The organism is Enterobacter sp. PL_is511, from assembly GCF_055816065.1.
This window is the reverse complement of the sequence record NZ_JBVPGP010000020.1, coordinates 218,439-244,549: the sequence shown is the minus strand read 5'-3', so window position 1 is coordinate 244,549 and position 26,111 is coordinate 218,439. Positions and strand designations below refer to the sequence as shown.

General features: G+C 51.1%; 27 protein-coding genes and 1 other annotated feature. Of the genes, 8 read left to right on the top strand and 19 right to left on the bottom strand.

Translation table 11 applies throughout. From position 1 onward, the window contains the following. Positions 1-18: 18 nt before the first annotated feature. Complete coding sequence (locus AC0TN7_RS08800; protein ID WP_473702074.1) at positions 19-3,834, bottom strand: YobI family P-loop NTPase; 3,816 nt, start codon at positions 3,832-3,834, stop codon at positions 19-21. 500 nt (positions 3,835-4,334) lie between these two features. On the opposite strand from AC0TN7_RS08800, the gene AC0TN7_RS08795 reads away from it, so the two are divergent. Beyond that, positions 4,335-5,300: a bifunctional helix-turn-helix transcriptional regulator/GNAT family N-acetyltransferase gene (locus AC0TN7_RS08795; protein ID WP_473702073.1), complete on the top strand. Its 966-nt coding sequence runs from the start codon at positions 4,335-4,337 to the stop codon at positions 5,298-5,300. 29 nt (positions 5,301-5,329) lie between these two features. Here the strand turns inward: AC0TN7_RS08795 and AC0TN7_RS08790 are convergent, their stop codons facing one another. After that, the gene (locus tag AC0TN7_RS08790; protein ID WP_024907101.1) at positions 5,330-5,626 is read right to left on the bottom strand and encodes a YciI family protein; all 297 of its coding nucleotides are present in this window, start codon (positions 5,624-5,626) and stop codon (positions 5,330-5,332) included. Between the two features lie 220 nt (positions 5,627-5,846). On the opposite strand from AC0TN7_RS08790, the gene tonB reads away from it, so the two are divergent. Next, the gene (gene tonB, locus AC0TN7_RS08785) at positions 5,847-6,569 is read left to right on the top strand and encodes a TonB system transport protein TonB (RefSeq protein WP_024907102.1); all 723 of its coding nucleotides are present in this window, start codon (positions 5,847-5,849) and stop codon (positions 6,567-6,569) included. Between the two features lie 38 nt (positions 6,570-6,607). Here the strand turns inward: tonB and yciA are convergent, their stop codons facing one another. From yciA to AC0TN7_RS08765, 4 genes are all read right to left on the bottom strand, one after another. Next, the gene (yciA, locus tag AC0TN7_RS08780; protein ID WP_008502796.1) at positions 6,608-7,003 is read right to left on the bottom strand and encodes an acyl-CoA thioester hydrolase YciA; all 396 of its coding nucleotides are present in this window, start codon (positions 7,001-7,003) and stop codon (positions 6,608-6,610) included. Between the two features lie 104 nt (positions 7,004-7,107). Beyond that, positions 7,108-7,647 carry a septation protein A gene (locus AC0TN7_RS08775; RefSeq protein ID WP_473702072.1) on the bottom strand — a complete coding sequence of 180 codons (540 nt, stop codon included), beginning with the start codon at positions 7,645-7,647 and terminating at the stop codon, positions 7,108-7,110. A 56-nt stretch (positions 7,648-7,703) separates the two neighbouring features. Next, the gene (locus AC0TN7_RS08770; protein WP_248271887.1) at positions 7,704-8,447 is read right to left on the bottom strand and encodes a YciC family protein; all 744 of its coding nucleotides are present in this window, start codon (positions 8,445-8,447) and stop codon (positions 7,704-7,706) included. A gap of 25 nt (positions 8,448-8,472) precedes the next feature. Beyond that, on the bottom strand, positions 8,473-8,877 hold the full coding sequence (locus AC0TN7_RS08765) for a YkgJ family cysteine cluster protein (RefSeq protein ID WP_032645143.1): 405 nt from the start codon (positions 8,875-8,877) through the stop codon (positions 8,473-8,475). A 281-nt stretch (positions 8,878-9,158) separates the two neighbouring features. On the opposite strand from AC0TN7_RS08765, the gene ompW reads away from it, so the two are divergent. Next, complete coding sequence (gene ompW, locus AC0TN7_RS08760) at positions 9,159-9,791, top strand: outer membrane protein OmpW (protein ID WP_024907105.1); 633 nt, start codon at positions 9,159-9,161, stop codon at positions 9,789-9,791. 46 nt (positions 9,792-9,837) lie between these two features. Here the strand turns inward: ompW and AC0TN7_RS08755 are convergent, their stop codons facing one another. From AC0TN7_RS08755 to yedE, 3 genes are all read right to left on the bottom strand, one after another. Next, entirely contained in the window at positions 9,838-10,176 is a 339-nt protein-coding gene (locus AC0TN7_RS08755) for a hypothetical protein (RefSeq protein ID WP_063621876.1), read from the bottom strand. A 126-nt stretch (positions 10,177-10,302) separates the two neighbouring features. Beyond that, positions 10,303-10,536 carry a sulfurtransferase-like selenium metabolism protein YedF gene (gene yedF, locus AC0TN7_RS08750; protein ID WP_003856774.1) on the bottom strand — a complete coding sequence of 78 codons (234 nt, stop codon included), beginning with the start codon at positions 10,534-10,536 and terminating at the stop codon, positions 10,303-10,305. Then, entirely contained in the window at positions 10,533-11,744 is a 1,212-nt protein-coding gene (yedE, locus tag AC0TN7_RS08745; protein WP_473702071.1) for a selenium metabolism membrane protein YedE/FdhT, read from the bottom strand. The genes yedF and yedE overlap by 4 nt, the downstream gene beginning before the upstream one ends. A 249-nt stretch (positions 11,745-11,993) precedes the next feature. On the opposite strand from yedE, the gene AC0TN7_RS08740 reads away from it, so the two are divergent. Next, on the top strand, positions 11,994-12,410 hold the full coding sequence (locus AC0TN7_RS08740; protein ID WP_048990757.1) for a hypothetical protein: 417 nt from the start codon (positions 11,994-11,996) through the stop codon (positions 12,408-12,410). A gap of 76 nt (positions 12,411-12,486) precedes the next feature. Here the strand turns inward: AC0TN7_RS08740 and AC0TN7_RS08735 are convergent, their stop codons facing one another. From AC0TN7_RS08735 to trpL, 7 genes are all read right to left on the bottom strand, one after another. After that, the gene (locus tag AC0TN7_RS08735) at positions 12,487-13,362 is read right to left on the bottom strand and encodes a GNAT family protein (RefSeq protein ID WP_473702070.1); all 876 of its coding nucleotides are present in this window, start codon (positions 13,360-13,362) and stop codon (positions 12,487-12,489) included. 215 nt (positions 13,363-13,577) lie between these two features. Next, on the bottom strand, positions 13,578-14,387 hold the full coding sequence (gene trpA, locus AC0TN7_RS08730; protein WP_090416689.1) for a tryptophan synthase subunit alpha: 810 nt from the start codon (positions 14,385-14,387) through the stop codon (positions 13,578-13,580). Beyond that, positions 14,387-15,580, bottom strand: a complete 1,194-nt coding sequence (gene trpB / locus AC0TN7_RS08725; RefSeq protein WP_208762974.1) for a tryptophan synthase subunit beta — start codon at positions 15,578-15,580, stop codon at positions 14,387-14,389. The genes trpA and trpB overlap by 1 nt, the downstream gene beginning before the upstream one ends. Before the next feature lie 10 nt (positions 15,581-15,590). Continuing rightward, entirely contained in the window at positions 15,591-16,949 is a 1,359-nt protein-coding gene (gene trpCF, locus AC0TN7_RS08720; protein WP_473702069.1) for a bifunctional indole-3-glycerol-phosphate synthase TrpC/phosphoribosylanthranilate isomerase TrpF, read from the bottom strand. A gap of 3 nt (positions 16,950-16,952) precedes the next feature. Continuing rightward, the gene (gene trpD, locus AC0TN7_RS08715) at positions 16,953-18,548 is read right to left on the bottom strand and encodes a bifunctional anthranilate synthase glutamate amidotransferase component TrpG/anthranilate phosphoribosyltransferase TrpD (protein WP_032647582.1); all 1,596 of its coding nucleotides are present in this window, start codon (positions 18,546-18,548) and stop codon (positions 16,953-16,955) included. Further along, positions 18,548-20,110 (bottom strand): anthranilate synthase component 1, encoded by a 1,563-nt coding sequence (locus AC0TN7_RS08710; protein WP_024907114.1) that lies wholly within the window; start codon positions 20,108-20,110, stop codon positions 18,548-18,550. Before AC0TN7_RS08710 ends, trpD begins: the two co-directional genes overlap by 1 nt. A 25-nt stretch (positions 20,111-20,135) precedes the next feature. Further along, positions 20,136-20,229: a sequence feature (Trp leader region), on the bottom strand. Next, positions 20,206-20,250 carry a trp operon leader peptide gene (gene trpL, locus AC0TN7_RS08705; protein ID WP_106993556.1) on the bottom strand — a complete coding sequence of 15 codons (45 nt, stop codon included), beginning with the start codon at positions 20,248-20,250 and terminating at the stop codon, positions 20,206-20,208. Its footprint overlaps the feature before it by 24 nt. Before the next feature lie 139 nt (positions 20,251-20,389). Between trpL and rnm the strand changes: the two genes are divergently transcribed. The 3 genes from rnm (at position 20,390) to rluB (ending at position 22,860) form a co-directional block, all read left to right on the top strand. Continuing rightward, positions 20,390-21,271, top strand: coding sequence for an RNase RNM (rnm, locus tag AC0TN7_RS08700; RefSeq protein ID WP_024907115.1), 882 nt, complete (start codon positions 20,390-20,392; stop codon positions 21,269-21,271). Further along, a complete protein-coding gene (locus AC0TN7_RS08695; RefSeq protein WP_003856793.1) occupies positions 21,268-21,888 on the top strand; it encodes an L-threonylcarbamoyladenylate synthase in 621 nt (206 codons plus the stop codon). Before rnm ends, AC0TN7_RS08695 begins: the two co-directional genes overlap by 4 nt. 96 nt (positions 21,889-21,984) lie before the next feature. Continuing rightward, positions 21,985-22,860, top strand: coding sequence for a 23S rRNA pseudouridine(2605) synthase RluB (gene rluB / locus AC0TN7_RS08690; RefSeq protein ID WP_023312076.1), 876 nt, complete (start codon positions 21,985-21,987; stop codon positions 22,858-22,860). A gap of 35 nt (positions 22,861-22,895) precedes the next feature. On the opposite strand, the gene cobO is transcribed toward rluB, so the two are convergent. Both cobO and AC0TN7_RS08680 read right to left on the bottom strand, forming a co-directional pair. Continuing rightward, the gene (cobO, locus tag AC0TN7_RS08685) at positions 22,896-23,486 is read right to left on the bottom strand and encodes a cob(I)yrinic acid a,c-diamide adenosyltransferase (protein ID WP_024907116.1); all 591 of its coding nucleotides are present in this window, start codon (positions 23,484-23,486) and stop codon (positions 22,896-22,898) included. Then, on the bottom strand, positions 23,483-24,244 hold the full coding sequence (locus AC0TN7_RS08680; protein ID WP_473702068.1) for a YciK family oxidoreductase: 762 nt from the start codon (positions 24,242-24,244) through the stop codon (positions 23,483-23,485). Before AC0TN7_RS08680 ends, cobO begins: the two co-directional genes overlap by 4 nt. Before the next feature lie 251 nt (positions 24,245-24,495). On the opposite strand from AC0TN7_RS08680, the gene sohB reads away from it, so the two are divergent. After that, positions 24,496-25,542 carry a protease SohB gene (gene sohB / locus AC0TN7_RS08675; RefSeq protein ID WP_024907118.1) on the top strand — a complete coding sequence of 349 codons (1,047 nt, stop codon included), beginning with the start codon at positions 24,496-24,498 and terminating at the stop codon, positions 25,540-25,542. Positions 25,543-25,576: 34 nt separating this feature from the next. Here sohB and AC0TN7_RS08670 read toward each other — a convergent pair whose 3' ends face one another. Continuing rightward, positions 25,577-25,828, bottom strand: coding sequence for a YciN family protein (locus AC0TN7_RS08670; RefSeq protein WP_023312072.1), 252 nt, complete (start codon positions 25,826-25,828; stop codon positions 25,577-25,579). Positions 25,829-26,111 lie beyond the last annotated feature (283 nt).

Sequence of the window (26,111 nt, the reverse complement as noted above, 5' to 3'; positions counted from 1 at the left end):
GTCTGCTTGTATATTTTATTAGCTAATATCATCTTTTTCTCGTGTAATTGTAACAGTAATTTTACTGTCATCACGTTTCTCAAAGTCCTTAATGATGCCTGCATCACGGGAATATTCAAGGATGAGATATACGAGATCATCATTATTGGCTGTGATAATTGCTTGAGTACGTTTGATGAATACATTAGATAAATCAGCCTCATTAATCTTATGGCATATATCGGCAATGCTAGGTTTATTACGGTAGCCGCGGGAAATCATTCTGGCGAGAAGTATTGCATTAAGATTTAAATTATTACTTAATTTGATTGACAGTAATGATACAGAATTAGGTAAGTTAATTTTAGAAATATCCAAGTCAAGGTAATATTCAGAATATTGAAGGACTAACTGCGCCTTAATATCATCATTAAATAAGTCACTAAGCATTAAAGAATCAAGGGTTTTATCGAAAGAGGATTTGTTTTTCCCTAGGTAAAAATCGCTATTGGATAGAAAAATATCTTTATGTTGGCTGAACAATAGGACTAAATACTCAGTCAGTTTTTCGTCAGGCTCGATGTATATTGACTCTATAATTCGATATGATTCATTAGAAAGTATAATCTTGCCAAGTTTAACAAGCCTACCGAAGTTACGAACACTCAGTTGATCGTCAATCTGTTCAATATTGATTTCAATGGAGGATAGGAGAGTTTCATAAGTATTATCATCGAATAAATCATTGCAGATTATTTTTTTATATAATGGAACATAGTCTTCTACATCAATTGATGGTTTGCTAAGTTTTGCTAAATCCAAAGCATGATTTGTCAACCAATCATGCAAAATAGCCGCGTTACAGTCAATAGATATGTAATCCATTAGTGCTGACCAGCTTGGAATGACGCGGTCATACTGATAGAAAAGGTCCTCAAAAGAAATTAACTCATTACCATCATTAAATGTTGATTCGGATGTCAGTCCAGTGAGTTCGGAAAGAGTGAAATCCATGATTTTAACAATTTTCTCTTTTGATTCATCACTTAATTCATTTCTCGCGAGCATTTCTTTAATGTAATGACTGGGTTCATCGGCATAGACGAATACATTTTGGACAAAAGTATTGATGTTAGCTGTATAATATTTAAATGGGGCGCTTAATTTATACTGTGTTATAATACTCCATGGTTTTTTCTGAGCGTATTCAGGATTAATGGTTTCGTCAGAATGTACATAAGAGTATAGAACTACACCTACGTTTTCTTTAGTTATTTGATAGAGGTTATTTTCAGCAATGAAACTTATAGCTGAAAATTCATTAGGTGTTTTTGGAGTGAATAATTCATTGTAACATACGTTAACTTTTAGGATGTTGGTAAGAAATGCAGGTAAATTATCATCTTTGATGTGGTGAATGATTTTACTACCTATGAAATGAAGATAGTTTCTGAATTCTTCTTTTTCTTCATATTTCTCTGGTGACGTGCAGGAAAGCACGGTGATTGATATGTTAGTATTATAAGGTGATTCTCTATTCGTTTTTAATGCTATTAGCATACGTTCCAGATAACCACTGATCTTTAATGCTCTGATAACAAAAGCTTCGAAAGTTGAGTAGGTAACAAACTTAATGCTAAGTATTTCAAAAGCATTGTAAATGTACTGATCTGATTTTCTAAAAAGCGATGCTACCATTCCCGTAAGATATCTGCTGTTTATATCAATGATGTGGGTTAATAATTGGTAGTGCAGTGCGCCATCGGAGTAAATTCTTTTTTGTTCTGCCAGTTCTAAAATAACCTTTTCAGCATCATCTATGTAAAAATCTTGATTGGATTTTTCAAATTCTAAACCCTGACCTATGGCTTTGATGAAGTCATTGTCGTTCACCGTCATTGATCCTTCATGAAAAATAGAGCGATATGACATAAAATCTTGCATTAATAATCCACCAGAGAGCAGAACATACAAGGCATCTAATCCACCATATTGCATATCAGTCCGCAATATATGAAGTTGCTGCTTTGACACATAATCATGCATTTCCATCTCATCAAGATATTGCTTTGCAGTAACTTCAAATTTTTCACGACCACTGGACTTAATTAATTCATCAAGAGGTATGGCATTTCTGGATCTTATTGTGTTTTCTAAATCACGTATTTCGCGATTTACAAGCTGGAATGTTTTTGTTTTATCTTGACCAACTAATTTGACCCTATCATAGTAACTCGATAAAAGAATGTTTGTGGCCTCTGCTGTTAGAGAGGAAAACTGATCATTACCATATTGATTTGTATATCCAACATAAAGTGTTTTATTTCCAGAGAATGTTTCTAGGAAGTATTCTTCATTTTTAACCAGTTCAGCACTGTCGCAAAGCGTAAATCGATTATTGTTGTTTTTATATGCAATGAAAACTTTTCCCCAGAGTAATTCTGGGATAAGTTTTATAAGAATATCTTTTCGAATATCATAAGGCGTATTGGCAATATCCTCTTCAAGCTTGATGGATGTTTCAAAAAGTTCTTCAAGTCTCTCATCAAGAGATTCAAAATATTCAGCATGCAGCCTTTGAGTGCGATAATTATGGATGAACAGATAAAGCAATCCGGTTTTTTTATCAGCAAGATGATAATCTAAAGTGTAAATGTTTTTATAAAAGACAAGTGCAAAAAGTTTTATGGTGTTTTTAGAGTTGTCAACTATTTTACTGAATGTGTTGAATTCATTTATTATATTAAGTAAGCTTCGCATATCGTTGATGTAGGGGGCAATGCTTTTCAGATGCTTATCGCTTGATTTATCAAGAGACGGAGTTTTGTTTTTGAGTAGCGTAAAAGCATTTCTGCTATCCATAAATGGCACGATAGGTAGGATAAAATCAAAGAATTTTGTTCTACCATCGGCATTCATGAACATATCGTCTCTAACAGCATAGATGAACCTAACTGGTTTTTTATTTGAAAGATTATTGTTGATAATCTTATTTATTTCACGGAGTTTAACGAATATCTCTGGTGTTCCAAGTCGGTCAAGATCTTCAAATACAACGATTTTATATGGGCGGCGTGAAAAAAAATAAACAATTTCATCTAGGCAGTTGTTTAACAAAGATGAAGATTCTTTATCGTTAAATTCCATACCTCCGCTAAGAAAGGCAATTTTACCTAGTCTGATTTTCTTATCAAATATACCAACTCGTGATGCAGTTTGTGTGAGGAAAAAAAGTGAAATGAATGCGAGTATAGTCAACGCTAGAACTCTTGCGATTGCATTTTCATGCAATATATTGGTCCATTCTTGAGGGAGTTTAAACCATTCTGAAACCCTCTCAAAAAATAGAATTCCCAGAAAAGCGGTTGTGGGTATAGCAATTTTTATCAATGAAAAATATGTTTTCAGGGTATGAAATAAACTCCTATTTAATATTCTATCTATCTTTGAGTCTGGGAGTTTATCTCTATTTTCTTTATATAGAATTTGCTGCAAGATACTGAGTTCGACTTCCTGATTAGTAAGGGAAGTGTTTTTGTCATTTTCCATCATATCGAACCCTGCCAAAGATACATTCATGTACTTTTCACTGCAGTGATATTTCATAAATGAGGATACAACCGTACTTTTTCCTGCGCCATAGTTACCCGTGATGGCAATATTTCTAACTTCTTTTTTGGACAATGCAAACTTTAATGCTCTGAAATACTCCTGCATATTCTCATTATTGATGCATTTAGGTGCCAAGGTATCGTAGGTGCTAGATGCATCTAATGATGGATTTCGGGATTGTGCCTTTATCAGCAGTGTTTCAATACTTTTACAAAGTTCTATTGCTTTACCTAACACGTCCATTCAATTACTCCGTAACACTGTAAGAGCAGGTGAGCTGTACCAATGTGGCCAGCCAATAGGGGTTATCCGTTTGGTACATCGTACCGCTTCTTTTGGGATTGTGCATGATTTCTGTCAGAGTATGGCTGTGAGTACCTACCGATTTTATCTGTAGATGAAAGACAGAGATTTGAGTGCAGATCGCTTATTGGTTTGACTTCATCGCGATGGGTTAAGGAACAAAGCAGAACTGACACAATGTTCAAACAATTTACCAAAGTGTAAACCGGCGTTGGCCGTTGTTTAAAGCTCTCCAGCCCTTTAAAAGTACAATAAACTAAAGCCCCAGAGTATGGGGCTTTAGTGATGATGTGGTCAATCTGTGGACATGAACTGAAATAAATCCTTTTTTTTCAGTGTGTTGATGTGGTTATAAAAGCTCCTGCGGGAGCCTTTTTTATTCTGTTTGACAATCCCTCATCATTTAGTTGTATAGTACAACTAAATGATGAGGACAGAACATGCACAGCGAAACCCCGGTAGTCAGCGTTATTCGACGTTCCTCGCGCCTCATGGTGCGAGAGTTAGGTTTTATGGGTTCTACCCTGGCCTCAACGAGCTACTCACCTTCGGCCGTCCATACCCTGGTCGAAATCGCCTTACGCAAACAGATGACGGCGAGTCAGCTGGTGCAACTGCTGGGCCTGGAAAAGTCCAGCGTCAGCCGGATGCTGTCTCGCCTGATTGCCGCGGGCGAACTCGAGGAAGTTATTTCTACTGAGGACGCGAGAGCAAAGAGCCTCAGGCTGACCGAGAAAGGGCATGAGACGGTCAGTAAAATTAATACCTTCAGCAATGAGCGCGTGGTCTCAGCAATAAAATGTCTTGCTCCTGCCCAGCAGCAGACCATTTCGGAGGGGCTCACCCTTTATGCCAATGCGCTGCAGGCATGCCGTGAGTCGGGCAACGAGACGCACCCTGACGAGCTTACGATAGTGCAGGGGTATATCCCCGGCATGATTGGCCGTATAGCGGAAATGCACGGGAGTTATTACGCTCGTGAACATCATTTTGGACGCTTTTTTGAGGCCAAAGTGGCGACAGGACTCGCAGAATTTAGTGAACGGTTGGATAAGCCGTGCAACCAGATCTGGCTGGCGATGATGAACGGCAGGATAGCGGGGTCAGTGGCGATAGATGGCGAGGATCTGGCGCCGGGTGAAGCCCATCTTCGCTGGTTTATTCTTGACGATGGCTGTCGGGGACACGGCGTGGGGAAAAAACTGCTGAATGAAGCGATGCGGTTCTGCGATAGCGCCGGTTTTTCAGCCGTGCACCTCTGGACATTCAATAAGCTGACCGCCGCCCGGCGTCTGTACGAGTCGTTTGGGTTTACGCTGGTAAAAGAGTGGGAAGGGGACCAGTGGGGAAGCCTGATTACAGAGCAGCAGTTTACCCGGTATAAAGACGCACAACCGGGGCTATAAAAAAGGCTCCTTGCGGAGCCGCTTTGGTATCAGAACACTTTCTTATACGGTCGAACCGTCACCTTCGCATATACACCTGCCGCAACATACGGATCTGCGTCAGCCCAGGCCTGAGCGGCTTCCTGGGATTCAAACTCAGCAATAACCGTAGAGCCGGCAAAACCGGCGGCGCCCGGATCGTTACTGTCTACTGCAGGCATAGGGCCGGCGGTCAGTAATCGACCTTCATCCTGAAGCAACTGCAAACGTGCCAGATGCGCAGGGCGCACAGCCTGGCGTTTTTCGAGCGAATCAGCAACATCTTCAGAGTAAATCACGTAAAACACGGCGAAGCTCCTTAACCGGTAAAAGTGTCAGTTACGTTATGTGAAAGGGCAAACGACTGCAATGTAAAATAAAAACAATGTTAATACCCTGATCTGAATGCGCCTTTTTTGGCCTCTCATGCGCTAAAGTTGCGTCAGAACAAAGTGTCTTATTGAATATGATTGCTATTTGCATTTAAAATCAGTGTTCGGTTTTTTAACGTTGATGACTATGACTTCGATGACCCTTGATTTACCTCGCCGCTTTCCCTGGCCGACGCTGCTTTCTGTCGTGATTCACGGTGCCGTTGTGGCGGGTCTGCTGTATACCTCGGTTCATCAGGTTATTGAAATGCCAGCGCCCGCGCAGCCGATTTCGGTGACGATGGTCTCGCCAGCGGATCTTGAACCGCCGCAGGTTGCCCCTCCGCCGCCACAGCCGGTGGCTGAACCGGAGCCAGAACCCGAGCCTGTTCCGGCGCCACCGAAGGAAGCCCCGGTGGTGATCCACAAGCCTGAACCGAAGCCAAAACCTAAGCCGAAGCCAAAACCGGTGAAGAAGGTCGAGGAGCGTCCAAAACGCGAGGAACGTCCGGTTGAACCGCGCGCGACCCAGCCGGTAGAAAATGCAGCGCCTTCACGTCCGGTGATGAACAATACGGCAACGACTTCAAAGCCAACGGTTACCGCACCGGCGGGCCCGCGAGCCGTAAGCCGCAATCAGCCTCAGTATCCGGCGCGAGCTCAGGCCTTGCGTATTGAAGGCCGCGTACGGGTGAAATTTGATGTCACTGCGGATGGCCGCGTGGATAACGTGGAAATCTTGTCTGCTCAGCCTTCTAATATGTTTGAGCGCGAAGTGAAATCTGCCATGCGCAGATGGCGCTATGAGCCAGGCAAGCCGGGCAGCGGATTGATTGTTAATATCGTTTTCCGCCTGAACGGCGGGGCGCAGATGGAATAAAAAAAGCCTCCGAAAGGAGGCTTTTTTTTGCCTGTCGATCAGGCTTGTGGAAGTTGACGAGGTTTACCCTCGCTGTCCACTGCGACATAAATAAACAGCGCTTCAGTGGCCTTATAACGCTGCCCAATCGGCTCAGAAGAGACTTTCTTCACCCAGACTTCGATGTTGATGGAAATGGAGGTATTGCCGCGTTTCACGCAGCGCGCGTAGCAGCAAACCACATCCCCTACCGCAACCGGGCGCAGGAAGGTCATGCCGTCCACCCGCACCGTCACCACGCGCCCGTGGGCGATCTCTTTTGCCAGAATTGCGCCGCCCATATCCATCTGCGACATCAGCCAGCCGCCAAAAATATCGCCATTGGCATTGGTGTCAGCGGGCATTGCCAGTGTGCGTAAAACCAGTTCGCCCTGAGGGGCGTTAGTTGTTGTCATTGTTTTAACTCGTAACGGAAGACTTCAGGCGGGATGCTACTATGATTTCAAAGCGGAGAGAATAGACCAGAACGCCTGTCGTTGACGTTCTGGTCAGTCATTAATCAGTGCTTGTCGTCCTGCGGCATGTGGCGATAGATATATACGCCGCTTAACAGCGTGAAGATAAGCGTCAGCGCAGTCAGACCAAAGACCTTAAAGTTGACCCAGATATCCTGCGGCAGCCAGAAGGCGATATAGATATTAGCGAGACCACAGAGAATAAAGAAGATTGCCCAGGCGATATTCAGACGGGACCAGACGTGTTGAGGCAGCGTCAGCTCTTTGCCCAGCATGCGCTGGATCAGCGGCTTTTTCATCACCCACTGGCTGATTAACAATGCGCCCGCAAACAGCGCGTAAATGACGGTCACTTTCCACTTAATAAATTCATCATTGTGGAAGAACAGGGTAAGCCCGCCGAAAACGGCGACCAGGACGAAGGTAACCAGCGCCATTTTTTCGACTTTACGATAGCGAACCCAGCTGTAAATCAGTACGACGGCGGTCGCAACGATCAGCGCAGTGGTGGCGGCATAAATATCGTACAGCTTATAAAAAGCAAAAAAGACCACGAGCGGTAAAAAATCAAGAAACTGCTTCATTCTGTGATTCCATCTTCTGAGCGGGGCGGGAGACAGCGATGCCCCCCGCCTCGGGATTACTGACGAATTAACATATACAGGCGGAACAGATAGACGAGCAGTACCGCTGAAATGAGATTGCTCAGCGTATTCGCCACCACGGCGCCAACATTAGGCGTTAAAACCGCAAAATTCGGCGCAAACAGTAACAGCAGCGTTTTGGCCAGCAGCCAGCCAATCACGGCGGGCGCCACCAGACGCATATTAGCCCATGCCAGTCTGATGCTGTTGCGCATCGCGGTAAAAATACCCATCTTATCCTGCACGACCATCACCGGGGCAAATGAGAGCACGATAGCCAGTAATACCCCCGGCACCACGACCAGCATAATCCCCATCTGCACCAGCAGGGTGGTCAAAAAGATCAGGATAAACAGCTTAGGTAAGACCGGCGCGCTGGCACCAATCGCCCGTAAGGCGCTGACCCGGTGACCCGCCGATACCAGCTGAATCATCAGCAAAACGCCTCCTGCCAGAATTGCATTACCAATCAGGCCTGAGAACGTGGACGCGGCAGAAGCGCGCAGCAGAATTTGCTGCTGCTCCGGCGTCATGTTTTGCACCAGCTCAAACAACCCCACGCTACCCGCAAGATGGTCGCCCTGGCTCAGGCTGGCAATCTGTTCTTCACTCGGTGAGAAGGCATGGCCCAGCACCACCGTGATAAAGGCACATAGCAACGCGATCAGTAAAAAGGTTATGAACTGATTGCGGAAAAAGTTTCCCGTGTCACGGTAGACAGACTTCGCCGTGATAGACATGCACTCTCCTTGAGTATTGCAGGTGTTAATTAGCCGGCAATTGTACACCGGATGCACCTGCTGTGGCAGCATCAAGGCTTGTATGGAAAAGCATATCTTTGTAAAGCGGCGGTAATCCAACGCGGGCGCGGGCGCGGTTACAGGCTTCGTTGACCTGCCCATCTTCCCCCGACATGGCAAATTCCCGGCACGGGCTGGGGCGATCCTCATAGATAGAACACCGGGTAGAGACCCCAGGCTCGCCTTGTAGCGCGACGCAGCGGACCTGCTTTTGGTTTGTGCCGCTCATGCAGCGCAGAAAGGGGGTTAACGGCTCAGTAAGATGAACCGGAACGGCACCGCCGCCATCGCTGGCTTCGGCCCAGTAGAAAGAGACTCGAAAATACGCACAACAGGCTCCGCACGTCATGCACGGGTTAATATCACTCATGGCACACCTGCAAATGAAGAACGCATCAAATCAACTTGTGAAGCGATAAATTATCCAGCCGCCAGAGGAAGAGCAAGAGGGGGAAAAGGGAAAATTTTGTAACCGTGAAATGCCAAAAATTGACATGGAAACAACTTATTGGTTTTGGATGCGTAACAAAAAATTAATCCAGATCAATGAATGTTAAGTTACTGGTTTTAATGTGATCTGTGGCAGATCACTTATTACCCTTTTGTGAGTATATTCTCACCCGCGATTAAAACCACAACGATGGAGCGGATATGAAAAAATTAGCGGTGGCAGCCCTTGTATTAAGCAGTCTCTCTGGCGGCGCGTATGCGCATGAAGCAGGCGAATTCTTTATTCGTGCCGGTTCGGCTACGGTTCGCCCAACTGAAGGATCGGATAACGTGCTGGGTATGGGCGGTTTTAGCGTCAGTAATAACACCCAGTTAGGTTTAACGTTCACCTATATGGCGACGGATAATGTTGGTGTTGAGCTTCTGGCAGCAACGCCGTTCCGTCATCGCGTGGGTCTCGGGCCGACCGGTGATATCGCCACGGTTCACCATTTACCGCCAACGCTGATGGCGCAATGGTACTTTGGTGACTCAAGCAGCAAGGTGCGCCCTTATATTGGCGCCGGTGTGAACTACACCACCTTCTTTGATGAGAAATTCAACGATACCGGTAAAGAGGCGGGTCTGACGGATCTCAGCCTGAAAGATTCGTGGGGCATGGCGGGACAGGTCGGTCTGGATTACCTGATTAACCGCGACTGGCTGATCAACGCCTCGGTCTGGTACATGGATATTGATACGGACGTACGCTTCAAGGCGGGCGGTCAGCAGCAAAGTATCAATACTCGGCTGGATCCGTGGGTGTTCATGTTCTCTGCGGGTTATCGTTTCTGATCCGCCGTCAAACTGGCCACAGGGTGGCCAGTTTGATTTGCTCACTTCAAAACGACGGATAAACCGGCCGCTCATCAAGCTTTACGCAATGCCTCAGGATCGTTTCCCCATCATATAAATAGCTGAAAGCGTCGCTCGACAGGGAATGGAAGAGAATATCGCCGTTGGCAAACGGGATAATTTCGGTATCACCCGCACGTTTGTGCCCCGCGCCGGTTTCAAAATGACCGTGCCATCGTTCCTGGGTGTGGTCATAAACGTGAAGAATAACTTCGACAAGTCCTCTTTGCGGACAATTAAGGCGCAGGAAGGTAGAAGAGAAATTCAGGGACAGTGCATGGAAGGGAATCAATAAGGCGAAAACCAGTAAAGCTCGTAAATACATCAAACCGCGAAAACCTCCTTCAAAAGGGAAATGAGATTTTACTTAAGTCGAAAACTGCGTTTTTGCGGTGGATCAAGATGTCTTATAATTCAATACGATAAAGGCCCCTTACGAGGCCCTTAGCGATCATTTTTGAATCAGATAGCGAATGGTGGGGCCATCCTGCTGGATATCCAGCACCGTATAACCGTGGTTTTTCGCATCCAGCGGTATGTTGTTGATGGACTGCGGGCAGTCGCTGACCACCTCCAGAATTTCACCTTTCTTAAGCTGCGGTAGTGCTTCAAGCGTAGCAACCGCCGGATAAGGACAGGGCTCACCGACCATATCCAGACGGTAATCAGGCACGATCTCTTTCATGCGGCGTTCTCCTGCGTTTCAGGTTTGACAGTGGCACGGCGGAAGAAGCGTTTCTCCTGTGCGACGACCAGTAAAAAAGCGACCAGCAGCAGGGCGTAGGTGACCAACAGGCCGCCGAGAGGCCCGAAGGTATTCAGCAGGTTGACCTTGTCCCAGCTGGTGGCCAGGACGGGAGACAAGTCATCCCAGTAATACGCCAGGATCGTAGAACCAATCACATTTCCCAGACCCACCCACCAGTAATGCACCTGGCCTTCGACGGCGCGATACATCCAGCCGGTTTCACACCCGCCAGCCAGCACGATCCCGAAGCCGAACAGCAGGCCGCCAATGACCGCGTTAGGACCGGCCCACATGATTTTTGGTTCGACGCCCAGTTGAACATAGCTGAAGATGCCGATGGCGCTGACCGCCATCCCGGCGATAATCGCCTTCGCCATCATCGTGCGCCCGGTGATCCACATATCGCGAAACGCGGAGGTGAAGCAGATCTGCGCGCGTTCAATGAGCAGACCAAAACCCACACCGAACAGCATCGCCAGACCGAGTTTGGGCTGGTTCAGAGCGGTGCAGAGCGCCCATGCGATCATGGCGAAAAAGACCAGCATTCCGAGGCGGAAACGGTGGCGTGCCTGAGAGGGCTTCTGGATTAACGGAGACGCTGCGCTGACTTTTACCATTTTCACTGGAATGCGAAACAGCGGCAGTAGAGTGAATTTTGCGCCAAAGTAAGAGCCAATGGCCGTGGCGACAGCAAAGAACCAGGCGTGAAGAGAAAACTGAGGGATCCCGGTAAAGAAGGCGGCAAGGTTGCACCCCATCGCCAGGCGCGCGCCGAATCCGGCAATTATGCCGCCGATAATCGCCTGCAGAATGCGGATCCGGCTTTTGGGCATACGCAACTTAACGTTGTTTGCCCACAGCGCCGCCGCGAAACAGCCGCCGAACATGCCGATGATCATCATCCCGTCGATGCGGGTGAGCGGCGTACCGTCCAGATGAATGAGTTTAAAGTAGCCCCACTCTTCGGCATGTACGCCAGCGAGTTGCAGCAGTTGGCCACCCCAGCGGGTGAACTCGCCGGTTACGGCCCAGAAGGTACCGGTAATGCCAAAATAATAAGTAGAGAGAATGCCTGCCGCGATAACGGCCGGAACAGGTGACCAGAACTTAACCAGGTAAGTCTGTTTGAAGAATTGCCATGACATGAAGAAGCCTCTGAACTCAGAAGGAATATGTGGAATTAACGGACTGGAATATATAACTTTTTTCCTTACTCTAAAACCTCGCTGATGCCTTTCTCTAAAATACCTCCCTTTTTCATGACTTTTATCACTAAACCGAGCGGCTTATTCAGCCACGCCTGGCTTCAGGATGCGACAGCACAGGCGTTGAATAAATATTTAAATAGTTAATGTTATGTTAAGGCATGCTAAAGCTCGATGCAGGCGTTTTCAATGGCGAAAACTGATTCTATAACCACTGATGAATTCATGGCCATTCATCAGAAGTTGTACCGAATTTCAAAGACGTGGGGAGATTTATGGTTGACGTTATTTTTTTTACGTACTGAAAGCTGCCGGGTTGTAAACATAAAATACAGTGATATTAACGATGATCTGTTGTATCTCGCGGCAACACCAAAATTTGAGTCGCGGACAGTGAGACTGTGCAAGATACTGCGGCAATTATTTAATAAAAGAAAGCTAGCTAACCCCCTGGACATCTATGTTTTTCAGAGTAAATCAAATCGCGTAAAAGGCGTTGCAAAGCCAGTAACAACGGTGGCGATGAATATAGCACTTAAAGAGGCCGCAAGAGAAATTGCAAACAAAAATGTCACCATGAAAAGTGCTCAGCAGATAATGGACTAAGAAGTTTGCAAAGATCCGAGTGGCAGTAGTCTTATTTTTTATAAGACGTACAGCTAAGGTACGTCATAAAATTTCATCAAAATACACGTCTCAGAGGAATGATATTACACCACTGTTTTTTATACTCCATTCCGGCGAAGTTTTTTCCCAATGAGAATATGATTTGTTTCTCATCCCGCTCACACAGCTCTCGGGCGCGATTATAATTTTCCCAGAGCAAGACGCTCCCCGCACCAATGTCATTATATTGGGGATCATATCCACCATTGATGTCATCGAAATAGATCCATTCGGGGCATTCAGTTTTGAATATTAAATCAATTGCTATGATTTTTTTATTGAAAGCGAGCGCGGAGCCAAAAACCATATGCCTCAGATTTTCAATAGCATCCAGCAGGTTCTCTCTTGGATAGGGTGATATCTTACCGCGCCAGCGAGCATTAAATAAGTTTATGTAACTGTCGCAAATTTCCACTGCAGAAAGAGTATTCACATCCAGTATTTCCCCTCCAAGCTTGAGGAAACGATTCCTTTCGCCATTTCTTTTCTTAATCGTTTTTGGAGAAAATACAGATTTCATATGACATATCTTATCATTCAGCATTTTACTGCTGAATGAATTGATGAACGCGTTTTTCTGTAATGGCGAAAGTTTTTTTGTCCTGACGGGAAGGAAAAATTTTGAATGAGGTGCGCTGGGTAATATTATATCCTCAAAAACAAACGGGTGTGATTTTGAATAGAGATTCAGGGATCCACTGATGGAGTAAGTTGATGAGACAATAATACCATCTTTTTTTCTACAGAAAAAACGAATGTCTTTTTTTCGTTTGTTTGCCAGGTAAGTTAGCACATCCGGGTGTGTGCATACACTTCCGCCATAAACAGAATAAGCCTGACGATAAATACTCAGGTCACACTCTTCCCATCCACAAATTAAACTTCTTAACATTTTGACCAAATATTTTTTGCAATAACAGATATACGCATACTTTATACATTCTTTGCAGTATGTAAATCGACAAAGAGATATTGTTGACTACTTGTTTAGTGAAGGGGTGAATTAAGTATTAGTGTGCTATTTATTGCAACTGATATGAATGCTGGAAATGAAGAGAGTGTGTAAAAAAAGAGGACCGTCTGGCTGGGATGCCAGACGGTCGAAGGTTAGGCTTTACGCGTCGCCGCTTTCATTGCAGTCACAAACGCTTTCAGCTCGACCAGCATCTGCTCTGGCTTGTCCACGTTCTTTTCGATGATCTTCACAATCGCAGAGCCGGAGATGGCACCTGCTGCTTTCGCCTCAATCGCTGCGGTGACCTGATCCGGGGATGAAATCCCGAAACCCTGCAGCGGAGGCGCGGCATGGTACTCGGCCAGCTTCTCCACCAGGTGATGCAGCGGCAGCGCGGCTTTATTCTCGGCACCGGTCACGCCTGCGCGGGAGAGCAGGTAGGTATACCCGCGTCCGTAAGAGGCTATCTGGCGCAGCAGTTCGTCATCAGCGTTCGGTGGACAGATGAAAATCGGGGCGACGTTGTGGCGCATTGCCGCCTGACGGAATGGCGCAGACTCCTCAACCGGCACGTCGGCGACCAGAACGGAGTCGACGCCCACGCGTGCGCACTCGGCGTAAAACTCATCGATACCGCGGTTGAATACCAGGTTGGCGTACATCAGCAGGCCAATCGGGATAGTGGGGTGCTTCTGACGGATCGCCGCCAGCATCTCGAAGCACTGGGTCGGCGTGACGCCCGAGGCAAACGCGCGCAGCGTCGCATTCTGAATGGTCGGGCCATCCGCCAGCGGGTCAGAGAACGGGATGCCCAGCTCCAGCGCATCGGCACCGGCTTCAATCAGGGTGTCGATGATCTTCAGCGACTGTTCAGGGCCAGGGTCGCCCAGGGTGACGAAGGGAACGAACGCGCCTTCCTGGCGGGATTTCAGTTCTGCAAATACGTTATCGTAGCGTTCCATCAGATTTCCCCTCGTGCTTTCAGAATATCGTGAACGGTGAAGATATCTTTGTCACCGCGACCGGAAAGGTTCACCACCAGCAGCTGTTCTTTTTCCGGATTGTCTTTCATCATTTTCAGCGCATGGGCCAGAGCGTGTGAAGACTCCAGCGCCGGGATGATCCCTTCGCTGCGGCACAGCGTTTTAAACGCCTCCAGCGCTTCGTCATCGGTAATGGAGACATAGTCCGCACGACCGGTGCTGTTCAGGTAGGCGTGCTGTGGTCCTACGGACGGGAAATCGAGGCCGGCAGAAATAGAGTAAGACTCTTCAATCTGGCCTTCATCGGTCTGCATCATCGGGGATTTCATGCCGAAGTAGATCCCCACGCGGCCATGCTTCAGCGGCGCGCCGTGTTCACCCGATTCAATGCCGTGACCCGCAGGCTCGACGCCAATCAGACCCACGCTGGTGTCGTCGATAAAGTCTGCGAACATGCCGATAGCGTTAGATCCGCCGCCGACGCAGGCGATTACCGCATCCGGCAGGCGACCCTCTTTTTCGCGGATCTGCGCTTTGGTCTCTTCCCCGATCATGCGCTGGAATTCACGCACGATGGTCGGGAACGGGTGCGGGCCCGCCGCGGTACCGAGCATATAGTGCGCGGTTTCGTAGCTGCCAGACCAGTCGCGCAGCGCTTCGTTACAGGCATCCTTCAGGGTCGCGGAGCCGCTGTGCACCGGGATCACTTCCGCACCCATCAGCCGCATACGGAAAACGTTCGGAGACTGACGCTCAACGTCTTTTGCCCCCATATAGATGCGGCATTTCAGGCCGAGCAGGGCGCTGGCGAGCGCCGAGGCCACGCCGTGCTGGCCTGCGCCGGTTTCGGCGATGATTTCGGTTTTACCCATACGCTTCGCGAGCAGCGCCTGGCCCAGCACCTGGTTAGTCTTATGCGCGCCGCCGTGCAGCAGGTCTTCACGCTTCAGATACAGCGTGGTTTTCGTGCCTTCCGTCAGGTTGCGGCATTTGGTCAGGGCCGTTGGGCGGCCTGCATAGTTTTTCAGCAGGTCGGTAAATTCCGCCTGAAACGCCGGATCCTTCTGCGCGCTCACAAACGCTTCTTCCAGCTGGCGCAGCGCGGGCATCAGGATTTGCGGGACGTACATCCCGCCGAACTCACCAAAATACGGGTTAAGTAATGTCGTCATCTTCTCTTCCTTAATATGCACGCAGAGTTTTAAAAACCGAGGCCAGTTTGCTGGCATCTTTAATACCCGGCTGGGACTCTACGCCTGAATTGAAATCGAGGCCTGCGCAGCCGGTTTTCGCGGCTTCTACACAGTTGTCCGGGCTTAATCCGCCCGCCAGCAGAACGTTGTCCAGCTTTTCGCCGTTCAGCAGAGACCAGTCAAAACGCTGGCCGGTTCCGCCCAGGCCGTTATCGAGGACGTATTTATCCACGTGGTTCAGGTTACGCGGGGGCAACGTATCGTCAACGCGTTGCGCTTTCCAGATCTGTACCTGCGGTGCCAGCGTGGTGCGCAGGGCATCGATGTAGGCCTGATCTTCATCGCCGTGAAGCTGCACCGCGCTCAGGGATAACGCGTCGGCTTTTGCCGCAACGTCTGCAATATCTGCGTTGCGGAACACGCCCACGTAGCTGAGTGGTGCCGCGGCGATGACCTTACGCGCCTGCTCTTCGCTGACCGCGCGAGGAGAGGAATCCACAAAAATCAGCCCGCCATAAATCGCTCCGGCTTCATACGCGGCCTGGGCGTCCTGTTCGCGGGTTAAGCCGCAGACTTTGTTTTCACCCAGCAGCACGCGACGTACTGCCGCATTGAGATCGTCATGTTCCATCATGGCGGAGCCAATCAGGAAACCGTTGGCGAAGTGGCTCAGCTCGCGCACCTGGGCGTAGCTGTTAATGCCGGATTCGCTGATGACCGTGACGCCAGCGCCCAGACGCGGCGCCAGCTGGCGCGTGCGGTTCAGGTCAATGGACAGGTCACGCAGATCGCGGTTGTTAATGCCAACCACTTTGGCTTCCAGCGCAATCGCGCGTTCCAGCTCTTCTTCATTACTCACTTCGGTCAGCACGCCCATGTTCAGGCTGTGCGCCACGGCGGAAAGCTGGCGATACTGCTCGTCGTCAAGTACCGAGAGCATTAGCAGGCAGGCGTCGGCCTGGTAAAAGCGTGCCAGCCAGATCTGATACGGATCGATAATAAAGTCTTTGCACAGGATCGGCTGCGGCGCGATGCCGCTGACGATCGGCAGAAAATGGAAGCTGCCCTGGAAATATTTCTCATCCGTCAGCACGGAGATGGCTGACGCATGATGCTTATAAATACCGGCAATACGTGCCGGGTCGAAATCGTCACGAATAACGCCTTTTGACGGGGAGGCTTTTTTGCACTCAAGAATAAACGCGGTGCGCGCACCCTGCAGGGCATCATAGAAACGACGTTGGCTTGGTACGACGTCGTTCTGGAAACTGGCAAGCGGCTGCTGTTGCTTGCGGGCTTCCACCCAGATGGCCTTATCGGCAACGATTTTCGCTAAAACGGTCTGCATTCTTTACCCTCTTGCCGCAAGTGCGGTAACGCGATCGTAAGCTGCACCGGAGCGCAGTACATCCAGAACTTTTTGAACGTTGGCCTTCAGGTCTTCCTCACCGTGCAAACGCATCAGCATGGCGACGTTGGCAGCAACGGCGGCCTCATGAGCGACCTCTCCCTTACCTTGTAATAAGCGCGTCAGAATGTCACGGTTTTCTTCCGGCGTACCGCCGGCCAGCGCTTCCTGGTGATACGGGGTTAAACCAAAGTCAGCGGCTTCCAGTTGGTAGCTCAGGATTTCACCGTCGCGCAGTTCGGCTACCAGCGTTGGCGCATGCAGTGACACCTCGTCCATTCCACCGCTGTGCACCACGGCGGCACGCTGGTAACCCAGCACGCGCAGCGTCTCGGCAATCGGCAGTACCAGTTCCGGACTGTAGACACCGATCAGCGCCAGCGGCGGGTGCGCCGGGTTGATCAGCGGGCCGAGCACGTTAAACAGCGTGCGGGTTTTAAGCTGCTGACGAACCGGCATCGCGTGGCGGAAACCGGTGTGATACTTCGGCGCAAACAGGAAGCAGACGCCCAGGTCATCCAGCGCTTCACGGGAACGCTCGGCGTTCATATCGAGATTAATACCGAATGCGGCGAGCAAATCGGAAGAACCAGACCGGCTGGAAACGCTGCGGTTACCGTGTTTTGCGACCTTTAAACCACACGCCGCAGCCACGAAGGCGCTGGCGGTGGAGATATTGATGCTGTTACTGCCGTCTCCCCCGGTGCCAACAATATCGGCAAACTGATAGTCCGGGCGCGGGAACGGGGCGGCATTTTCCAGCAGGGCCGTAGCGGCACCGGCGATCTCCTGCGGGCTTTCGCCGCGGACTTTCATGCTCACCAGCGCGGCCGCCAGCTGTTCAGGCTTCAGCTCGCCGCGAACCACGGCGGAGAAGAGCTGGTGGCTCTCCTGCTGGCTCAGGGTCTGCGCCTGGTACAGTTTTTCCAGAATCGGCTGCAGGGTATTGGTCTGCTCCAGCTTCTGTAACGCCCAGTCGAGCGTCTGCTCCAGCAGGCGGGCGCCGTGGGAGGTCAGGATCGATTCCGGGTGGAACTGCAGGCCGCAGACGCGATCCGCATCGTGACGTACCGCCATCACCATCCCTTCAAACGAGGCGTTAATGGTCAGCCCGGCGGGAATATTGCTGCCAACCAGCGAGTGATAGCGCGCGACCGGAAGCGGGTTCGGCAGCCCGGCAAACATTGCCTGGCCGTCATGTTCAATGCTGGACGCTTTACCGTGCAGGATCTCACCCGCCTGGCCGACGTATCCGCCGTAGGCTTCAACGATCGCCTGATGGCCGAGGCAGATGCCGATAATCGGCAGCTTGCCGCGCATGCGGGTCAGCAGCTCCGGCATACAGCCTGCTTCGCTCGGTGCGCCTGGCCCGGGGGAGAGCATCAGCACCGGGTTTTGCATGGTTGCCAGACGGTCAATCAGGGTCTGCGCCGGGACGTGGTTGCGGTAGATAACAACGTTGTGGCCATTCGCACGCAGCTGATCTGCCAGGTTATAGGTAAAGGAGTCGATATTATCGAGCAGCAGAATGTCAGCCATCAGAAAATCTCCTGTGCATGATGTGCGGTAGCAATGGCGCGAAGGACCGCACGGGCTTTGCTGCGCGTTTCGTCAGCTTCAGACTGCGGAACAGAATCAAGAACAATTCCGGCACCCGCCTGGACGGTGGCAATGCCGTCTTCGACATAGGCGGAGCGGATCACGATGCAGGTATCGAGGTCACCGTGGGCCGTGAAGTAGCCCACAGCGCCGCCGTAGCTGCCGCGACGGCGTCCTTCGGCCGCGGCAATCAGCTGCATGGCGCGCACTTTCGGCGCACCGCTCAGGGTGCCCATGTTCATGCAGGCGCGGTAGGCGTGCAGCACGTCGAGGTCGTGGCGCAGCTCGCCAACCACGCGAGAGACCAGGTGCATCACGAACGAATAGCGGTCGACTTTAGTCAGGTCCGCCACGTAGCGGCTGCCCGGGGTGCAAATACGAGCCAGATCGTTACGCGCCAGGTCAACCAGCATCAGGTGCTCGGAGAGCTCTTTATGATCGGTACGCATTTCCAGTTCGATACGGCTGTCCAAATCGCGATCCAGGGAGCCATCGGCGCGACGTCCACGCGGACGGGTTCCGGCAATCGGGTAGATCTCAATCTGGCGGCTGGTGGCGTCATATTTCAGCGAGCTTTCCGGCGAGGCGCCGAACAGCGTGAAGTCGTTGTCCTGCATAAAGAACATGTATGGGCTTGGGTTGCTCTTTTTCAGCACGTCGTAGGCGGCGAGCGGCGACGGGCAGGGCAGAGAGAAGCGACGGGACGGTACCACCTGGAAAATTTCCCCGGCGCGAATCGCCTTTTGCATCTGGCGAACCACGGCGCCGTACTGATCGTCAGTCTGGTTCACATCGCAGGTCATTTTTTCAACCCGCTGCACCGGAAGTTCAGGGGGCGCTTCCGTCATCTGCTGCTGGAGCTGCGCGATGCGGTGCTCAAGACGGTTTTTCTCAGCTGTCGAAGGCGTGAACAGGCTGGCCTGGATACGGGTGTATTGTTTCTGATGGTCGATCACCAGCAGGGTTTCAGCCAGATAGAAACAATAGTCCGGGCAGCGATTACCCTGCTCGGTTTCCGGCAAATCTTCAAATCCGGCGACCAGGTCATAAGCAAACAGCCCACCAAAGAACATCGCCTCACGCTCGTCTTCCGGCACAGTAACCAGGTTCTGCAGCAGGCGGAAGGCATCGAAAACGGACAGGGAGCAGAGGCGCGCGTCTTCGTCCAGCAGTTGGCTCACCGGCGGGAAATGCAGAATACGCATTTCTGGATGACGTTCGTTTTCAATGCCTGAAGGCAGGGCGGCATCCAGCAGCGGCAGCAGCGATGCGCCGTTGTCTGACAGTGCCTTAATTGTGACAGTGTCACCTAAAGCGGTAATGCGCAGCGCGCTGTCGATCAGCAGCAGGCTCTTGAGATCGTCTTTGCTGTCGATGTCTGCAGATTCCAGCAGCAGCGTTGCCGGACGTGCCCCGCACACCTGATGAAACAGCGCGGTGGGGTTGTGGCGATAGGCCGCCTCGCAGGTCAGCAATTCGAGATGAGGTTTGGCTGTTTGCATGTTGGTGTTCTCATTTATTCTGTTCAAAAAAAAGCCCGCTGAGTAGCGGGCGGGTATCTGTTTGCATTTCGCAGACGCGTGACACTGCCCGATGATCAGGAAGTACGCCACCAACCGTGCAGAGTGAAATGTGCTGTCATTTTCAGATACCTTTCTCTTGTGAACTTGCGTACTAGTTAACTAGTTCGATGGCGTGTTGTCAACCCTTGATTTCAGAATTTCGCGTGAAGTCGGTATCATGGGGTTTTCGGATGTCTCCAACCTGTTATGGGAAGTGCTTTGAGCGATACCACCTACGCCATTATTTATGATTTACACAGCCATACTCAGGCCTCTGATGGCCTGCTGACACCCGAAGCCCTGGTTCATCGTGCCGTTGAAATGCGCGTCGGTACGCTGGCGATAACCGATCACGATACGACAGATGCTATTCCGGCGGCGCGCGCTGAGATCGCCCGCAGCGGGATGGCGCTAAATCTGGTGTCCGGCGTTGAGATTTCGACCGTCTGGGAAAACCATGAGATTCATATCGTTGGCCTGAACATCGATATAGACCATCCGGCACTTATTGCCTTTTTGCAAGAACAAAAAACGCGCCGCAACCAGCGCGCAGAGATGATCGGCGAGCGTCTGGAAAAGGCGCATATTCCGGGCGCGCTGGAAGGTGCGCAAAAGCTGGCGAACGGCGGGGCAGTCACCCGCGGTCATTTCGCCCGTTTTCTGGTAGAAGCAGGCAAAGCGACGACCATGGCGGATGTTTTTAAAAAGTATCTGGCGCGCGGGAAAACCGGATACGTTCCGCCACAGTGGTGTACAATAAAACAAGCTATTGATGTGATTCATCATTCTGGCGGTAAGGCCGTGCTGGCACATCCGGGGCGGTATAATCTTTCTGCTAAATGGCTGAAAAGACTGCTGGCACACTTTGCCGAATGCGGTGGCGAGGCGATGGAAGTCGCCCAATGTCAGCAGGCGCCCAACGAACGCGCGCAGCTCGCGACCTATGCCCGCCAGTTCGGCCTGCTTGGGTCACAGGGATCTGATTTCCATCAGCCCTGCGCCTGGATCGAGCTGGGGCGCAAGCTCTGGCTGCCCGCTGGCGTTGAGCCGGTCTGGCATCTCTGGGAACAGCCGCAGCAAATTGAAGAGAGGGAAGTATGAGTCAGTTTTTCTATATCCATCCGGATAACCCGCAGCCACGTCTGATCAACCAGGCCGTGGAGATCGTCCGCAAAGGCGGCGTGATTGTCTATCCGACCGATTCAGGCTACGCGCTGGGCTGCAAAATTGAAGATAAAGGGGCGATGGAACGCATTTGTCGTATTCGCCAGCTGCCGGACGGCCATAACTTTACCCTGATGTGCCGCGATCTCTCTGAGCTGTCGACCTATGCGTATGTCGATAACGTGGCGTTTCGCCTGATTAAGAACAACACGCCGGGCAACTACACCTTCATCCTGAAAGGGACGAAAGAGGTGCCGCGCCGCCTGCTGCAGGAAAAGCGTAAGACTATCGGCATGCGCGTGCCGTCGAACCCGATTGCGCAGGCGCTGCTGGAAACCCTCGGCGAGCCGATGCTCTCTACCTCGCTAATGCTGCCAGGAAGTGAATTTACCGAGTCCGATCCGGAAGAGATCAAAGATCGTCTGGAGAAGGTAGTCGAGCTGATTATTCACGGCGGCTATCTCGGCCAGCAGCCGACCACCGTGGTCGACTTAACCGAAGATGCACCGGAAGTGATTCGTGAGGGCGTGGGCGATGTAAAGCCTTTCTTGTAATGGTATAAGCAGATATACTACGCGGCCATCAAAGCAGGGCTCAGCCCTCTTTTGACCTGATTCGACGCCTGTGAAGGCGACACCTGAGGAAGCTCAATGAGCGAGAAGTTACAGAAAGTGCTGGCGCGTGCCGGCCACGGCTCACGCCGTGAAATCGAAGCCATTATTGAAGCGGGTCGCGTGAGTGTGGACGGTAAAATCGCCACGCTGGGTGACCGCGTTGAAATCGTACCGGGGCTGAAGATCCGCATCGACGGTCATCTTATCTCCGTGAAAGAGTCCGCTGAACAAATCTGTCGCGTGCTGGCTTACTACAAGCCGGAAGGCGAGCTGTGCACCCGCAACGACCCGGAAGGTCGTCCGACGGTGTTTGACCGTCTGCCTAAACTGCGCGGTGCTCGCTGGATTGCCGTTGGTCGTCTGGACGTGAACACCTGCGGTCTGCTGCTGTTTACCACCGATGGTGAACTGGCAAACCGTCTGATGCACCCAAGCCGTGAAGTGGAACGTGAATACGCGGTGCGCGTATTTGGCCAGGTTGATGAGAATAAACTGCGCGATCTGTCGCGTGGCGTTCAGCTGGAAGACGGTCCAGCGGCGTTCAAAACCATCAAATTTACCGGTGGGGAAGGCATCAACCAGTGGTACAACGTGACCCTGACCGAAGGCCGCAACCGCGAGGTGCGTCGTCTCTGGGAAGCGGTAGGCGTACAGGTTAGCCGTCTTATCCGTGTCCGTTACGGCGATATCCTGCTGCCGAAAGGTCTGCCACGCGGTGGTTATACCGAACTGGATCTGACCCAAACCAACTATCTGCGCGAGCTGGTCGGCCTGACGCCGGAAACCACCTCAAAAGTGGCGGTAGAAAAAGATCGTCGTCGCATGAAGGCGAATCAGATCCGTCGCGCGGTGAAGCGCCACAGCCAGGTGAGCAGCAGTCGCCGCTCCGGCAGCCGTAATAACAACGGTTAATGTAAAAGCCCGGTGAATGCACCGGGCTTTTTTCTTTAGTAATCAACGCCAATTTGCGCTTTGATGCCCGCATCAAACGCATGTTTGACCGGACGCAGCTCGCTGACGGTATCGGCCATCTCCAGAATATCCCGATGACATCCGCGCCCCGTGACGATAACCGTCTGGTGTACAGGACGGTTCTTCAGAGCATCCAGCACGGCCTCCAGCGGCAGGTAGTCGTAGGCGACCATATAGGTTATCTCATCCAGCAGAACCATATTCAGCGAAGGATCTGCCAGCATTCTCTTTGCATGCTCCCAGACGGCGAGACAGGCGGCGGTATCCGTTTCCCGGTTCTGGGTATTCCACGTAAACCCGGTTGCCATTACCTGAAACTCGACGCCGTGAGGCTCCAGCAAATTGCGCTCGCCGTTGGGCCATGTGCCTTTAATAAACTGGATCACGCCCACTTTTTGCCCGTGTCCGACGGCGCGTGTCGCCGTACCGAATGCGGCGGTGGTTTTCCCCTTGCCGTTGCCGGTAAAGACAATGACGATCCCACGTTCGTCCTGTGCCGCCGCGACGCGCGCATCGACCTGTTCTTTCAGACGCTGCTGGCGCTGCTGATGACGTTCTTCACTCATTGCGAAATTCCTGGTTTACGGCCCGGCTGGGCGTCAAAGGTCATCCCGGTTTTGCGGCGGCTGTCGTCGCCCATCAGCCAGAGATAGAGCGGCATAATGTCTGCCGGGGTTTTCAGCTTCTGCGGATCTTCGCTCGGGAACGCACTGGCGCGCATTTTGGTGCGCGTACCGCCCGGGTTGATGCAGTTTACGCGCAGATGGCGGCTCTGGTACTCCTCCGCCAGCACCTGCATCATGCCTTCGGTCGCGAATTTTGATACGGCATAGGCTCCCCAGTTCGCGCGTCCCTCACGGCCAACGCTGGAGGAGGTGAACACCAGTGAACCTGAATCCGATTTGAGTAATAAAGGAAGCAGTGCCTGGGTCAGGAAAAACGTCCCGTTGACGTTGACCTGCATCACCTGCAGCCAGATATCAGGATCCTGTTCATCCATCGGACGCACTTCGCCTAACAAACCGGCGTTATGCAGTACGCCGTCGAGTCTCGGATAGTGGGCGCTGATGCGCTGGGCTAATTCCTGGCATACTTCGGGCGTGCAGGTCAGTAAATCGAGTGTATACCACGGGGCCGGCGTGCCGCATACAGCCTCAATCTCCTGAGCGACGTTTTTCAGTTTTTCTTCGTTGCGCCCGATCAGAATGACGTTCGCGCCGTATTCGGCGTATGTCAGGGCCGCCTCGCGGCCAATCCCGTCGCTGGCACCGGTGACAAGAATAATCCGGTTTTGCAGCAGATTTTTTTGCGGTTGATAATGCACGGTGACTCCTCAGGCGACCGATGATGCAATGGCGCCTTTATGATGACTTTTCGGCTTTATGCCCGAATTAGCCTAATAATTCAATCAGTCTACAGGACGCATTACTGTAAAATTAACAATTTGCAAATATTTAAACGTCAGTGCGGGGATTCCTGAAGGCGGCTCGCAGAGGTAATGTCTCGAGCGAGACGCATGGGCAGGGCTGATGTACACTGCCGTGAAAGATTCGTGGTTAAATCAAGGTGGAACGCGTGGAATTACTTTCTCAATATGGGTTGTTTTTGGCCAAAATCGCGACGGTGGTGATTGCCATTGCGGTGGTTGCCGTTCTGATTGTCAACCTGACGCAGCGCAAGCGTCAGCGAGGGGAGTTACGCATCACCCGCCTGAGCGAGCAATACAAAGAGATGCAGGAAGATATGTCTCTGGCGCTGCTTGATAGTCATCAACAGAAACTCTGGCTGAAAGCGCAGAAGAAAAAGCATAAACAGGAAGCCAAAGCGGCAAAGGCAAAAGCGAAGCTCAATGCGCCGCAGGATAAGGCCACGCCACGTGTCTATGTGCTCGATTTTAAAGGCAGTATGGATGCGCATGAGGTTTCTTCTCTGCGGGAGGAAGTGACTGCCGTTCTGGCCGTGGCGACACCGCAGGATCAGGTTGTCGTGCGTCTTGAAAGCCCGGGCGGGGTGGTTCACGGTTACGGACTGGCCGCCTCACAGTTGCAGCGCCTGCGTGAAAAACAGATCCCGCTGACCGTGGCCGTGGATAAAGTGGCGGCCAGCGGAGGCTACATGATGGCCTGCGTGGCGGACAAAATTGTGGCCGCACCGTTCTCTATCATTGGCTCGATCGGCGTGGTCGCGCAAATTCCGAACTTTAACCGCTTCCTGAAAAATAAAGAGATTGATATCGAACTTCACACGGCGGGTCAGTATAAACGTACCCTGACGCTGCTGGGAGAAAACACGGAAGAAGGGCGTCAAAAGTTCCGTGAAGATCTCAACGAAACGCATCACCTCTTTAAAGACTTTGTGCATCGTATGCGCCCGACGCTCGATATTGAACAAGTTGCGACAGGCGAGCACTGGTACGGCGTCCAGGCGCAGGAGAAAGGGCTGGTGGATGAAGTCGGAACCAGCGACGATCTGCTGCTTAACCTGATGGAAGGCCGGGAACTGGTGGGCGTGCGCTTTACCCAGCGTAAGCGACTTCTTGACCGCTTTACCAACAGTGCGGCAGAAAGCGCGGACCGCCTGCTGCTGCGCTGGCTACAGCGCGGACAAAAACCGCTGCTGTAAACAAAAACGCGAGGCACATGCCTCGCGTTTTGCGTTAATCGACCAGGTGATATTTCTCGGAAAGCGTATGCGCCAGGTATTTAAACATGTTAAACACGGCGGTGCTTTTCGGGGTCGGCAACCCCTGTTCGTCAAGGAAGTATTCGCCGCTGAAAATCAGCACGCCATTACGCTGCTCTACGCCGGTGGCTTCAATGCCCGCCAGCGTATCTTCGTGGTCACGGATAAGCTTGTTTGCTTCGATAAGCAGAGAGGCTCGGTCAATAGGTTGGGTCGTATTCTGCATAATCCACTCCTTAAACAGTGACAATAGTCTACGCCGAGGGCGCTTTGGGGGCAAATTTTCCCTGTAATGTGAGGGGATAAGGTACAGGGACCTGGCTGGCGGGATTTGCTTTTGCATGCTAATAAAGTTGCGTAACGAATTTTATCAGGTAGAGTGTGCGCTTTCGTCATTCTGGCAACAGAATTGCTTGACATTCAACCGGGAATTCGTCACGAATTACACGAGATGTGAGAAAAATACCCGAGAACTCAATCACCTGGGCGTCTTTTCTTTAACGCCCGGT

Excerpts from the sequence above, each read along its gene's own strand:
- yedF (WP_003856774.1), bottom strand. The coding sequence starts at position 10,536 with ATGAAAGAGATCGTGCCTGATTACCGTCTGGATATGGTCGGTGAGCCC.
- AC0TN7_RS08710 (WP_024907114.1), bottom strand. The coding sequence starts at position 20,110 with ATGCAAACAGCCAAACCTCATCTCGAATTGCTGACCTGCGAGGCGGCC.
- yciA (WP_008502796.1), bottom strand. The coding sequence starts at position 7,003 with ATGACAACAACTAACGCCCCTCAGGGCGAACTGGTTTTACGCACACTG.
- AC0TN7_RS08740 (WP_048990757.1), top strand. The coding sequence starts at position 11,994 with ATGGCGAAAACTGATTCTATAACCACTGATGAATTCATGGCCATTCAT.
- tonB (WP_024907102.1), top strand. The coding sequence starts at position 5,847 with ATGACCCTTGATTTACCTCGCCGCTTTCCCTGGCCGACGCTGCTTTCT.
- trpCF (WP_473702069.1), bottom strand. The coding sequence starts at position 16,949 with ATGCAGACCGTTTTAGCGAAAATCGTTGCCGATAAGGCCATCTGGGTG.
- trpA (WP_090416689.1), bottom strand. The coding sequence starts at position 14,387 with ATGGAACGCTACGATAACGTATTTGCAGAACTGAAATCCCGCCAGGAA.
- AC0TN7_RS08765 (WP_032645143.1), bottom strand. The coding sequence starts at position 8,877 with ATGAGTGATATTAACCCGTGCATGACGTGCGGAGCCTGTTGTGCGTAT.
- rluB (WP_023312076.1), top strand. The coding sequence starts at position 21,985 with ATGAGCGAGAAGTTACAGAAAGTGCTGGCGCGTGCCGGCCACGGCTCA.
- yedE (WP_473702071.1), bottom strand. The coding sequence starts at position 11,744 with ATGTCATGGCAATTCTTCAAACAGACTTACCTGGTTAAGTTCTGGTCA.
- trpD (WP_032647582.1), bottom strand. The coding sequence starts at position 18,548 with ATGGCTGACATTCTGCTGCTCGATAATATCGACTCCTTTACCTATAAC.
- ompW (WP_024907105.1), top strand. The coding sequence starts at position 9,159 with ATGAAAAAATTAGCGGTGGCAGCCCTTGTATTAAGCAGTCTCTCTGGC.
- AC0TN7_RS08670 (WP_023312072.1), bottom strand. The coding sequence starts at position 25,828 with ATGCAGAATACGACCCAACCTATTGACCGAGCCTCTCTGCTTATCGAA.
- trpB (WP_208762974.1), bottom strand. The coding sequence starts at position 15,580 with ATGACGACATTACTTAACCCGTATTTTGGTGAGTTCGGCGGGATGTAC.
- AC0TN7_RS08795 (WP_473702073.1), top strand. The coding sequence starts at position 4,335 with ATGCACAGCGAAACCCCGGTAGTCAGCGTTATTCGACGTTCCTCGCGC.
- AC0TN7_RS08755 (WP_063621876.1), bottom strand. The coding sequence starts at position 10,176 with ATGTATTTACGAGCTTTACTGGTTTTCGCCTTATTGATTCCCTTCCAT.
- AC0TN7_RS08800 (WP_473702074.1), bottom strand. The coding sequence starts at position 3,834 with ATGGACGTGTTAGGTAAAGCAATAGAACTTTGTAAAAGTATTGAAACA.
- AC0TN7_RS08775 (WP_473702072.1), bottom strand. The coding sequence starts at position 7,647 with ATGAAGCAGTTTCTTGATTTTTTACCGCTCGTGGTCTTTTTTGCTTTT.
- cobO (WP_024907116.1), bottom strand. The coding sequence starts at position 23,486 with ATGAGTGAAGAACGTCATCAGCAGCGCCAGCAGCGTCTGAAAGAACAG.
- AC0TN7_RS08735 (WP_473702070.1), bottom strand. The coding sequence starts at position 13,362 with ATGTTAAGAAGTTTAATTTGTGGATGGGAAGAGTGTGACCTGAGTATT.
- AC0TN7_RS08770 (WP_248271887.1), bottom strand. The coding sequence starts at position 8,447 with ATGTCTATCACGGCGAAGTCTGTCTACCGTGACACGGGAAACTTTTTC.
- AC0TN7_RS08695 (WP_003856793.1), top strand. The coding sequence starts at position 21,268 with ATGAGTCAGTTTTTCTATATCCATCCGGATAACCCGCAGCCACGTCTG.